Here is a 2,552-nt window from a genome sequence, read left to right on the forward strand (position 1 = left end):
CCTGTACGTACAAGCAGTGGGAGCAGTAGAGATACTGTGACTGCGTACCTTTTGTATAATGGGTCAGCGAGTTATATTTTGTAGCGAGGTTAACCGAATAGGGAAGCCGAAGGGAAACCGAGTCTTAACTGGGCGAATAGTTGCAAGGTATAGACCCGAAACCCGGTGATCTAGCCATGGGCAGGTTGAAGGTTGGGTAACACTAACTGGAGGACCGAACCGACTAATGTTGAAAAATTAGCGGATGACCTGTGGCTGGGGGTGAAAGGCCAATCAAACCGGGAGATAGCTGGTTCTCCCCGAAATCTATTTAGGTAGAGCCTTATGTGAATACCTTTGGGGGTAGAGCACTGTTTCGGCTAGGGGTCCATCCCGGATTACCAACCCGATGCAAACTGCGAATACCGAAGAGTAATGCATAGGAGACACACGGCGGGTGCTAACGTCCGTCGTGGAGAGGGAAACAACCCAGACCGCCAGCTAAGGTCCCAAAGTCTATATTAAGTGGGAAACGAAGTGGGAAGGCTTAGACAGCTAGGATGTTGGCTTAGAAGCAGCCACCATTTAAAGAAAGCGTAATAGCTCACTAGTCGAGTCGGCCTGCGCGGAAGATGTAACGGGGCTAAAATATAGCACCGAAGCTGCGGCATCAGTGAATAACTGTTGGGTAGGGGAGCGTTGTGTAAGCGGAAGAAGGTAGATTGAGAAGTCTGCTGGACGTATCACAAGTGCGAATGCTGACATAAGTAACGACAAAGCGGGTGAAAAACCCGCTCGCCGAAAGACTAAGGTTTCCTGTCCAACGTTAATCGGGGCAGGGTGAGTCGGCCCCTAAGGTGAGGCTGAAAAGCGTAATCGATGGGAAACGGGTTAATATTCCCGTACTTGGTATGAATGCGATGTGGGGACGGAGAAGGTTAGGTTATCGACCTGTTGGAATAGGTCGTTTAAGCTGGTAGTTGGGGCAGGTAGGCAAATCCGCTTGTCCGAATACAACGAGAGGTGATGACGAGTTCTCAAGGGAACGAAGTAACTGATACCACACTTCCAGGAAAAGCCACTAAGCTTCAGTTCATACTAAACCGTACTATAAACCGACACAGGTGGTCAAGTAGAGAATACTCAGGCGCTTGAGAGAACTCGGGTGAAGGAACTAGGCAAAATAGCACCGTAACTTCGGGAGAAGGTGCGCTTACGGTAATTGTAGGAGATAACCTCTGAAGGTGAAGTAAGTCGAAGATACCAGCTGGCTGCAACTGTTTATTAAAAACACAGCACTCTGCAAACACGAAAGTGGACGTATAGGGTGTGATGCCTGCCCGGTGCTGGAAGGTTAATTGATGGTGTTATCGAAAGAGAAGCTCCTGATCGAAGCCCCAGTAAACGGCGGCCGTAACTATAACGGTCCTAAGGTAGCGAAATTCCTTGTCGGGTAAGTTCCGACCTGCACGAATGGCATAATGATGGCCAGGCTGTCTCCACCCGAGACTCAGTGAAATTGAAATCGCCGTGAAGATGCGGTGTACCCGCGGCTAGACGGAAAGACCCCGTGAACCTTTACTATAGCTTGACACTGAACATTGAATTTTGATGTGTAGGATAGGTGGGAGACTAAGAAGTGTGAACGCCAGTTTGCATGGAGTCGTTGTTGAAATACCACCCTTTAAGGTTTGATGTTCTAACGAAGTACCTGAAACGGGTACTCGGACAGTGTCTGGTGGGTAGTTTGACTGGGGCGGTCTCCTCCCAAAGAGTAACGGAGGAGCACGAAGGTTGGCTAATGACGGTCGGACATCGTCAGGTTAGTGCAATGGTATAAGCCAGCTTAACTGCGAGACGGACAAGTCGAGCAGGTGCGAAAGCAGGTCATAGTGATCCGGTGGTTCTGAATGGAAGGGCCATCGCTCAACGGATAAAAGGTACTCCGGGGATAACAGGCTGATACCGCCCAAGAGTTCATATCGACGGCGGTGTTTGGCACCTCGATGTCGGCTCATCACATCCTGGGGCTGAAGTAGGTCCCAAGGGTATGGCTGTTCGCCATTTAAAGTGGTACGCGAGCTGGGTTTAGAACGTCGTGAGACAGTTCGGTCCCTATCTGCCGTGGGCGTTGGAGAATTGAGGGGGGCTGCTCCTAGTACGAGAGGACCGGAGTGGACGCATCACTGGTGTTTCGGTTGTGTCGCCAGACGCATTGCCGAGTAGCTACATGCGGAAGAGATAAGTGCTGAAAGCATCTAAGCACGAAACTTGCCTTAAGATGAGTTCTCCCAGTTTATAAGGCTGTAAGGGTTGTTGGAGACTACGACGTAGATAGGTGTGGTGTGTAAGTGTAGTGATACATTGAGCTAACACATACTAATTGCCCGAGAGACTTAACCATACAACGCTCAAGGGTTTTGGGTGTTGAGAGAATAAAGAATAGAGAATAGAGAATAAAGAGACTTAAAGGATAGACAGCTTGTTTCAGATTTTTGTAGAGAATAGAATGATAAAGCTAGAAAGCTAGAAAGCTAGAAAGCTAGAAAGCTAGAAAGCTAGAAAGCTAGAAA

The 2,552-nt window shown here is 48.9% G+C and carries 1 rRNA gene; it reads left to right on the forward strand.

From position 1 onward, the window contains the following. Positions 1 to 2,383: ribosomal RNA gene (locus ACFQ02_RS08200) — 23S ribosomal RNA — on the forward strand; the annotation flags it as partial. Positions 2,384 to 2,552: the final 169 nt, after the last annotated feature.

Source organism: Seminibacterium arietis, from assembly GCF_042675725.1.
GTDB lineage: Bacteria > Pseudomonadota > Gammaproteobacteria > Enterobacterales > Pasteurellaceae > Seminibacterium > Seminibacterium arietis.